Origin of the sequence: Weissella sp. DD23, from assembly GCF_001579105.1 — a bacterium.
GTDB lineage: Bacteria > Bacillota > Bacilli > Lactobacillales > Lactobacillaceae > Weissella > Weissella cibaria.
The window spans coordinates 99,010-108,873 of the sequence record NZ_KQ970390.1 but is presented as its reverse complement, the minus strand read 5'-3'; the positions used below and the strand labels follow the sequence as shown (position 1 = coordinate 108,873).

At 44.8% G+C, this 9,864-nt stretch carries 8 protein-coding genes; all 8 read right to left on the bottom strand.

Annotated features, from left to right (window positions below; translation table 11 throughout):
* A partial coding sequence (locus tag WEIDD23_RS13285; RefSeq protein ID WP_197458744.1) for a hypothetical protein occupies positions 1–406 on the bottom strand: 406 nt, incomplete at its 3' end.
* 37 nt (positions 407–443) lie between these two features.
* A complete protein-coding gene (locus tag WEIDD23_RS00500) occupies positions 444–797 on the bottom strand; it encodes a hypothetical protein (RefSeq protein WP_062358639.1) in 354 nt (117 codons plus the stop codon).
* Positions 798–974: 177 nt separating this feature from the next.
* On the bottom strand, positions 975–1,724 hold the full coding sequence (locus WEIDD23_RS00495) for a PspC-like choline-binding domain-containing protein (RefSeq protein ID WP_062358637.1): 750 nt from the start codon (positions 1,722–1,724) through the stop codon (positions 975–977).
* A 33-nt stretch (positions 1,725–1,757) separates the two neighbouring features.
* On the bottom strand, positions 1,758–4,037 hold the full coding sequence (locus tag WEIDD23_RS00490; protein ID WP_062358635.1) for an NlpC/P60 family protein: 2,280 nt from the start codon (positions 4,035–4,037) through the stop codon (positions 1,758–1,760).
* Positions 4,038–4,138: 101 nt separating this feature from the next.
* Entirely contained in the window at positions 4,139–6,547 is a 2,409-nt protein-coding gene (locus WEIDD23_RS00485) for a CAP domain-containing protein (protein WP_062358633.1), read from the bottom strand.
* A 277-nt stretch (positions 6,548–6,824) separates the two neighbouring features.
* Positions 6,825–7,475 (bottom strand): hypothetical protein, encoded by a 651-nt coding sequence (locus WEIDD23_RS00480; protein WP_062358631.1) that lies wholly within the window; start codon positions 7,473–7,475, stop codon positions 6,825–6,827.
* Between the two features lie 157 nt (positions 7,476–7,632).
* Positions 7,633–8,502 carry a hypothetical protein gene (locus WEIDD23_RS00475; RefSeq protein WP_062358628.1) on the bottom strand — a complete coding sequence of 290 codons (870 nt, stop codon included), beginning with the start codon at positions 8,500–8,502 and terminating at the stop codon, positions 7,633–7,635.
* 83 nt (positions 8,503–8,585) lie between these two features.
* Positions 8,586–9,864: hypothetical protein (locus tag WEIDD23_RS00470; RefSeq protein WP_197458743.1), on the bottom strand; the 1,279-nt coding region annotated here is incomplete at its 5' end.

The window sequence follows — 9,864 nt, the reverse complement described above, 5'->3', positions numbered from 1 at the left end:
GGTAACCCGTGTAGCGACGACCGTTGTGATACAGCACATTACTCATCACCCCGGAGAAAGGCTTACCTGCTTTGTAATAAATTCCGCCACGAGTACCAGTCAACTTCAACCCATCTTTGTAGGCAACGCCTTTCAAACTACCCGTGAACAGCGTGCCCATTTCGTAATGGCGACCGTTCATATCACCAGAAAACGAAACACCATTTTTGAAATAATTGCCATCACGGCTCTTACCAGTCAACTTAACCCCGTTTGCATAGTAATAACCGTTTAAGTACCTACCGTCCACCAAGGCTCCGTGTCCGTCGTATTGCTTGTCTGCATAAACGCCTTGAGACAATTTTCCACCAACATAATACTTGCCATTCACTAACCGCTTATTTGCAAGTCTCCCTGCAACATACATCAGATTATTCTGAGTCCCATTAAATGGCTTACCATCATTACCCTCGATAAGTACCAGCTGCTGGCTTATCGTTCAAATAATACACACCCGCCACGACCACATCATTTTTGACCGGTGCGACTTTTGTTGGCGTCGTTGCAGCCGGCTTAGACGATACAGTTGCAGTCGCACTTACCGAACTAACCGACGTATCTTGCTTTGCGGTCAATTGCTCAGACGAACTACTCTGACTCGTTGAAGTAGTCTGTACACGATCGCTTGTCGATGCTGGCTGGCTACTTGCTGTCACCTGTTCGCTGATCGTTGCACTATCATCAGCTGACGTAACCGGCACCACAGCGATTAACCCAGCTAAAACACTTGCTGCAACCAACCACGATTGCTTTTTCATAACTCATTACCTCTCTCTTGTGGCTAACTAAAAATACAACAAAACAGTATAGTCCTATTTTTCATTTCCGTGGTGAAATATCCCTTATATACGACAAAACGGCATCGCCGCAAAATTGGATGCCGTTTTGTTTGCTATTCAAATTTAGCTTGAGCCTAATTGATAAAAATTGGTTAACTAGTTATCCCAATAAGCCGTCCCTGGTATTGGATGACCGTTTTCATCATAATCAAATTGCAGATCCGTTACAGGCTGCATGAACCGCCGCGGATCATCCCCTGGATTTGCACTACCACCATCAAAGTAACGGAGATAGAAGGTGTTATCATCACCAAAATTTAGGGTTTGACCGTCAATTGTTTGTTCACCTTGCAATGCCCGACCATCCTTACCGGTATAGTAAGCGAAGCCCCACGCAAAGTGCCAACCATTGTCCGCGCGTACACCATTTTCAAACCAGTAGTACGTGCCCATATAATGACGGAAGCCACTGAACATCTGACCATTATTTACCCAGCGCCAACCAACACCAGGAACATTAACATACGCGTCCTTAACAATACCGCGCGAAAAGAACGTGCCATCGTTACCGAAGTCATACACCTTGCCATTAATTTGTTGGACGCCTTGCACAGCACGCCCCTCAGCGTCTGTATAATACGTCATACCCCAAGCATGGCGCCAACCTGAATCTTGACGGACGCCATTAATGAACCAGTAGTACGTTCCCATGTTATGACGGAAACCTGTATAACGTTGACCATTTTCGAACCACAGCCATTGACCATCCGCATTAAGATAACCTGATTTGTGTTGCTTTTGAATGGCTTTGACAGTATCAGCGTGGACAGCCTCTGAATTAACGGCAAAGGCAGTCGCACTAATCACTGCTACTAACATTAAAAGTGATAATTTTAATTTTTTCATGACTTACTCCCGATTAAAAGAACAGTTGTTCATTTATCCAACCACGCGACGCACGATATTATCTGAAATATTTCGCCAAGAATCCTTGTACACTAAGTTCCAACGATCGACAACATCATCTAGATTAGATACGCCAACACCACCCGTGGGTGAATTGGGAGAATCGTGCAAGAAATACCCGCCACCGAGGTAGATACCAACGTGGTCAACGTTATCCATGAAGAAGATATCCCCACGCTTAATGTTGTTCCAATTAATTCCCCGGCCTAAATTCACTTCTGAGTACGTAACGGCTGTGCGATAATCTCCTAGCTCAACACCTGCACTTGCATATGCCCAGTGCACAAATGATGAGCAATCAAATTGACGTAGCGCAATCGATTGCGGCGTACGACCACCACCCCAGTTATAGGGTGACTTACCAATAATGGTTGAACCAGTCGCAATCGCCGTTTCAATTTGGGCATTACCTGATGTCACGACACCATTTTTGTCGGCCCAGTAACGGTTACCATTTTCATAAACGTACTGGTTCGTTGCTTTCTCGTACGTCCCCGGCTTGAAGTAGTACAACTGACCATACCAGTACTTGTAACCACTAAAGACCTTACCATCCCCACCAAACATGTACCATGTGCCCCAACGCGACTTATCATACGTGTTCTTGTGCATCAAATACGTTTTGTGATCGAAATAGTAGTAGGTACCATTCATTTTAACAACGTCAGTGCCGATTTTTCCGTCAGCCCCAAAGAAGTAGTAGTTGCCCCATTGTGACTTAACGTACTTGTTCTTGACCATCGCCCCACTGTTTAAATTAAACATGTAGTACGTGCCATTGACCTTTTGGACACCCTTTTGCTTAGTCCAGTTATGGAACAGATACGTTGTCTGACCAACCGTCATCTTACCGTTGGCTTTTCGGCCCTTCGCGTAGTATGTCGCACCAACATACCCCGTCTTCACACCGCCGTTCTTATACAACACGCCCTTGTATGAACCCGAGAATTTTTGACCATTTCGGTAAATCTTACCGCCCATTTGCCCATTAAATTTCTTGCCACCCGTGTAGTAGCGGTCGGCTTGCCAGCCATTAAACGCTTGACCATTTTTATAGAGGCGACCTGCCAGTGTGCGGTTCGCCAATTTCCCATGATCATACATTTTACCGGCCTTCATCCCACTGAACACGATGCCGTTTTTATATAGTGTGCCTTTAACTGTCGTGTTAGCTAACTTACCCGCTACATAAGTCTTCTTATTGGTGGGATTTTGCCCTGTAAACGCAACGCCGTTTTTATAGAGCACCCCATTCACTGTTGCATTCGCCAATTTACCAGCCACATAGGTTTTCTTGCTCTGCTTATCAACGCCATTCAACACAATACCGTTTTGGTAGCGTACGCCTTGCACACTTGTATTGGCCAGCTTACCGGCGACGTACATTTTCTTGTTCGTTTTATTCACACCTGAAAATGCCAGCCCGTTTTGATACAAGACACCGTTTACCGTCGTGTTTGCTGGCACGCCTTTGACATAAGTCTTGTTAGTTTTACTATCAAAACCAGTCACTGGCTTACCATCTTGACCGTACAGCACATTTTGAAATAACCCAGCGGACGGTTTGCCATCAGTGTAATGAACACCGTTGTCAACACCATTCAATCCACTCTGATTGGCTGGGGCTGGTTGTGCCACAATAACTTGATCTGATGCAGGCTGTTGTGCAACAGCTGAAGTACTAGCAGCTGCTTCAGCCAATGCATACGCCTTATTTTTCGTACCATCTGGTTTAACTTCATCTGTCACTTTCACGGCGTCAGATGGCACTTGCACGTCACTAGCAACACTTGACTTAACGCTTACGGATGATGTGACTGATGAACTGGCATCTGCTACAACACTTGAACTGACGATAGACGCCGATGTAGACGTAGATGCACTCGCCACGCTACTCGCGCCAACCAAGTTACTTGATTCAGATGTGATAGTCAGGGCCGAACTGCTGGCCACCGATACGGATTCACTCACGACACTAGCCGACGTGGCCACACTGTCGCCTTCACTACTAGCCATCACATTCGTATACTCATCTTGGCTGATCGTTGCCACCGAAGCAACTGGTGTTTGACTAATTGACGTGACCGCTTCTGCTTCAACTTGCTCAGTCGTAACAGCTGGCACGACATCACCATCGGCCGAAGCAACGGTAGTTAATCCAGCTGTCATGCCAAAAAAGGCAATCCCCGCAACCACCCAATGTTTACCGGACTTATACAACTTTTTACGTAATTTCGCTTTCTGCTCACTCATAATTCCTACTCGTCTCTCTATTTCTTGTTCTTATTAATTGTAAACGAATTTCAAACCAAAAGGGCCAGCGTCCAAGATACCAGACACCAGCCCTTTTACTACTATTTATGGTAACCAATTTCCATAACGGCGATTGTCGTGCCGTTAGCTGTCTTGGCATAGCCAAAACCAACCTTGTTTGCCAATGGCGACACTTCAGTTAAGTAGTGGCCATAGCCTTGTGACCCATCCTGTAACTCACTTGCCCACATGCTAATTGGGTTTTGCGTGCTACCTGACCAACTAGCCAGTGCTTCAGGTCCATTAATGTAACTTCCCATTACATAATCTGGTGATGCGAATAAGTCACCATCAACCTGATCGCCATTCACCACCCAAGTTGGCGCACCATTCTTCATGGTCGTGTGTGAAATTGACCCCTGCGCAGCCAATTCTTCAGCACGCGTTTGCGCCCACTTTGTTAACTCAGCATCCTGCGTTAATGCAGCAAGTGACTTACCTTCATCGCTGCCAACGCCATTCTTATTTGCCACCATATCAGCCGTCAATGGCGTACGTTCCTTCGCACGCAAGGCATTCAAATCATTCAACCATTGGCTAGTAACAGCTGAACTGTCGGATGCACTTGATGACGCCACTGAGCTTGAAGATACACTTGAAGACGTCACTGAACTTGAAGATACCGCAGACGAACTACTTGATGGCTTCACACTAGCACTCGACGCTACTGATGAACTTGCTACACTGCTGTGGCTAGATGACACACCATATTGCGAGTTCCAAGCAGCCTGACTTGATGATGAATAGCTATTGTACGCTGATTGCGTCTTAATTGCTTGGTTAGAAGCCGATGAAGCCAATGACTTAAACTGTGATCGTTGACTTGCCGTGTATGACATGTACGAATTTGTTGCCGCATCAGACATAACTGACGCGAAGTCCGTTTCAGCTTCAATTTCAGCTCGATAAGCATCTGACTTCGTTGCACCATACCACAAGTACCCTTGTGAACCAGCACTTGCAACTGTAGTAATTGTATTATTTGTCTGTCCTATACCACCTCGAGAGTAAACCCCGTTACTAGTTGGCAACTTAACGTCTACCTTCTTATACAGACCATTCGTCGTTGGCAAATAGCTAATATCCATCGTCGAAGCGCCCTTGGTATAGTTGAAGTAAACAGTATTCTTCTGCGTACTCAAATCTAACTGGTTATTATACTTAACAACAGTAAAGTATCCTGCCTTCGCTGGTATCGTGAAGTTAAGCCGATCTGCATAGTACAGTGACTTCTTCACATCTGTACCAGCCGACTTGCCATTTGCATACATGTATCGAATCGTTACCGGGTACTTTTTCGCGTTGGCTAATAATGACTTTACCTTGCTGACAGCATTGGTTGTCTGCGTCTTCGAAGCGCTAATTGCTTTCGTATAACTTGAAATATTTTGTCCATTTTTTTTAGCCATTGAAACCGCATAGGTATAGTCTGTGTTTTTACCAGTCAAACTATTCGCATATGACGCATAGCTATCTGCCCAAGCACCATAACTTGCAGGATGCTCACCGTTCTTTACAGCGCTCGAAACATACGACACCATTGAAGTAGCTGCCTTCGCATAGTCAGCCGCTTGTGACTGCATATACGACATTGTTGCATTAAACGATTCTTTTGCAACTGTTTTGGAAGTATTCAATACCAACTTGGAACTTGGTACCAATGCGTACTTATAAACATTCCCCGTTTTGTATGTCAAACCATAATATGATTCTAATTGCCATTTTCCTTTAGCAACTGGCGTGTAGTACTTTCCAACTGCATTCGCATAAACAGCTGGCGACTTCCCGTATACATAAGAATATGACCTATAAGTTTTACCAGCAAAACCAGTTAGTTTACTTGCAACACCACCATTGTATGAATTGTAAATCGTCGCATTCTTAGCACTGGCTTTGACTGTCAGCGTGCTTTCGTTCAAATGCCATTCACCACTGCGATCTGTCGCATCGTAGTATGCACCTTGCTTGTATGCCAATGCACTAAGCGTCTTAACATTTGGCTTCGTGGTAGTCATTTGACCATTGATAACGACTAACTTGCCGTTATATCCCTTTGTAACACCGCGATACACAGCTACCTTCTTGCCAGCTACCGTTACATAACCACGTTGAACGTACACTTTGTGGCCATTTGCATCCGTTCGTGATGCTACGTTGCTAAAGGTCACATTAATATATTTACTTCCTGTGGTCTTGTATGTCTTTTGATTGTAGATCGACAAATACATCCGACTACCCGCATATTGGAAAGTATCATACTTACCGTCCTGCTGCAATGACACACTAGTATTACCGACGGTCCAATGTGTGTTCGGAAAAATCATCGGTCCAACCGATGCATCAGCGCTCTGTGGGACAGCCAACAAGGCACCACCTGCTACCAAAGCTGCCGCAACCCACATCTTGCCGGACTTATACAACTTTTTGTGAACTTTAACTTGATCACCCATATTAAAACTCCTCTTACTTGTTATAACCTACTCGTGATACGTGATGATTTTAGCAAAGTAACCCGCTAATTCAGGATTTCGTCTTAAAATTGAGTAATTCAGCATAGTTTTCGACAAAAAGTAAGTAAAAATCGCAAAAGTATGCCTGTTCAGCTCATTATTGGGAATAATCTTGCTTTCCGGATAAAAAAATAGCGTGACCACGATGTTAAACATCACGGACACGCTATCTGACAATTTAATTCATTTTTCGTATTACACCCGATTTGACACATATCTAAGACTCCTGCTTCTCTTTAGCAAAATAATTATAAACCTCGCTCCGTAAAGGATCGCCAGACCACACGATTTGTTCGCCATGTTCACGTAGAAACGATGCGAAAGTTCGACCAAAAACAACAATCGTTTGCGCATCATCTTCGTTATCGTTAACATTGTTAGCCGTGGCTTTTACTGCCATGGGCCAAGTTCGGAACCGTTCTGGCACCTTAGAGTGCAATTCGTGTTGATGAATATCGTCGTGATACAACTCAAGTTCATTCGCCAAATATTCCACACTGTGTTCCTCTGCAATCAGATGTCCAACTTGAACCACATGTTCAAAATACGCCGTCCAAAAATCGCCAATTTCATTTTTAATAAATCGTTGAATGGCTGTATTCGCAACCGCGGTCCAATATGGATTAAACTCCTCTTGACCATGGGACGATGTTGTATAGATTCCCGTTAACATGCGTACCGGTCCTTCAGTGAGGGTTAATGATAACCCCACAAACCATCGAAACGACTCACACTCACCTGAGCGTAAAACAATGGTATCAACACCAATTTTAGGGCCATAACTGCCAATTCGAAACGACATTTTAAAATTTTGATGGCCTTCCGCTAGCAAGTCCTGTACAACGGCTACCGCTTTATCAATGATCATTTTTGCTCCTATTCTATTTCCAGCAAGAGACATACCCTTGTTATTCTACATCATCATTATTGCGACATAAAAACATTTCAAAAAACGTCCGATTTACAGGATATAAAAAAACACTTTGTGCGCCGCATACAATCGATCACAAAGTGCTTTTCAAGGACTAGTCGCCCCAACTATCTGACATGGCATTGAAAGCGTATTGCAATACCATTGCCGTTAACATTTTTTCTAACTGTTTCTCTGTTTTAACGTTCTTGGCGGCTGGCATCGTCACCGTTTGACCTGCTTGTCGCGTACCAACAACTGTGGCTCGGACATAACTTGCTTGATCCGATGTGGCACGCAAAGATAACTTATGGGCATCCTTCGCGACAGTCACAATGACTTCCGGCTTCTTCATATCACTGATTTCATCACGGAGTTTGTCCCAACCATCGGCCTTTAACTGTTTAGCAGTTTCCGTTTGACCAACAACTGTTACCAAACGCTTCAAGTCTGCCCGATTGAGCTTAACTTGATAACCCGCACCAACTTTACTGAATTTTTGACCATCTAAGTCGGTAAACCACTTAGCAATTTGCTTAGCGTCAGTCTGAACCTGTTCTGATTCCACCTTGGCATACCCCTTATCGTCCGCTTTCATCCACACATTTTGTAGGACCGTTGAAAAATCAGGCACATCCTTAACATCAGCCGATTGGAACATATCATTCAGGAATCCTGCTGACACATAGGTTGTCTTGCCATTCTTCTTGATGTCATATGTTAATTTGGTATCGTCATCAGCGACCGTTGTTGATAACATCACTTTTTGACGATCCTTAGCGTCTAGCTTGGCCAATCCGTTAATCCGGTACTGACTGTTGCCTGGCATCGATGCTGTATATTGATAACGATTATCGTCTGCTTTGACCATCGCCAATAAATGCGTCCCAAATTGGGCCTTTGGCGTGTGCAATACAGCATAGCCAACCCCACCAGCCACGACAACAGCTGCTGCAACGCCCCCAACAATTACTTTCTTATTCATCCCGTCACCTTTTCCTTTGCTTCCAGTGTATCATAGCCACACACAGAAAAACCGTGGCCAACATTGACCACGGTTACCAGAAGCTAGTAGCCCATATTCACTTGCCATTCTAGCTGTGTTCGATACTCTCCAGGTTGATTTGTGCTGCCATCAACATGCAAGCGCAAACCTTCATTTTGTTGCCAAACCACGTCTGTCAGGCTTTGACCATCTGTCGTCTTTGCAATCTCAACTCCTTGGGTTACCGCATCTGCTGCACTACCGTGATAGAACAAGAGATGCGCTGGTAAATGGGCGGTGCTATTATCAATTTCGCGGAAAGGTTCGACCGCTTTCACCGTTATCGACACCGGCGTTTTCGTTCGCCGTTCATCAGAAATCTTTACAACCGCATTTGGTGCCGTTGTCTCAGCCGTTCGGTCAAGCACCATCCCCGCTTGCAACGTTGGATGAGCACCAAAGTTAATATCCTGTGGCGTAAACGAAATCGTCTCATCCGCCACGACCATCGTCAATGGATCCCCGGTCGCAGTATACGCGCTCTGGTCAGTATCATTGCCGACGATTTTTGGAGTGGTCGTATAACGATCAAACGTCACTTTCTTCGGTAACGTTAAGTTCACTTTAATGTCCAGTGTGTCACCACTTATCAGATCAATATCAGTAATGCCAATTTGCTGACCATTCGCCGTTGCTTTGTTCTCATACCATCCCGCCGGAATTGGCATATCATTCACCACCAGTGAATTAATTGTCGCATCCTTGGGCACATCGAACGTTAATTTACCGCCCGTAAACTTTGATTGTGCCGCGGTATTGGCAACGGTAATCGTATAATCAATTTTGTCTCCACCGGCAACATCATCAACCTCAGTCTGCGTCGCATTATGACTGTCTGGATAAGTCTCATCAACTATCTGATCGGTCATCGTTAATTTAACCGGCTTTGTGAATTCGGTCTTCTTAACATTCACCCTGACATCATTTGACGGCAAAGTCACCGGGCTTACATAATAATTCGATCCCGTCGCTTCGGCAGTGTTGATTAGCGTCGTATCCTCATTTTTATCAACGCGGACCTTAACCGTCTTCGTCACGGTACCATCTACCCCGACATCCCCGACCGGTATCTTAATCGTCTGGCTACCATCCTCCGCAAGCAGCCCTTCCGGTAAGGCGTCTTTAATTGAGACATCCTGCCAAGTGTTACCGATGCCGTTAACCTTACTATTGGCTACTGTGAACTTGAATTCTAACTCATCACCAGCTTCCGCGTCGGTATAATCTGTATATGCCGTTTCACCCTTCGTTAGGTTACGGACTTGCTTTTCAAGCGTTGGTTGCTGAATCACTTGGGTATAA

Excerpts from the sequence above, each read along its gene's own strand:
- WEIDD23_RS00500 (WP_062358639.1), bottom strand. The coding sequence starts at position 797 with ATGAAAAAGCAATCGTGGTTGGTTGCAGCAAGTGTTTTAGCTGGGTTA.
- WEIDD23_RS00495 (WP_062358637.1), bottom strand. The coding sequence starts at position 1,724 with ATGAAAAAATTAAAATTATCACTTTTAATGTTAGTAGCAGTGATTAGT.
- WEIDD23_RS00490 (WP_062358635.1), bottom strand. The coding sequence starts at position 4,037 with ATGAGTGAGCAGAAAGCGAAATTACGTAAAAAGTTGTATAAGTCCGGT.
- WEIDD23_RS00485 (WP_062358633.1), bottom strand. The coding sequence starts at position 6,547 with ATGGGTGATCAAGTTAAAGTTCACAAAAAGTTGTATAAGTCCGGCAAG.
- WEIDD23_RS00480 (WP_062358631.1), bottom strand. The coding sequence starts at position 7,475 with ATGATCATTGATAAAGCGGTAGCCGTTGTACAGGACTTGCTAGCGGAA.
- WEIDD23_RS00475 (WP_062358628.1), bottom strand. The coding sequence starts at position 8,502 with ATGAATAAGAAAGTAATTGTTGGGGGCGTTGCAGCAGCTGTTGTCGTG.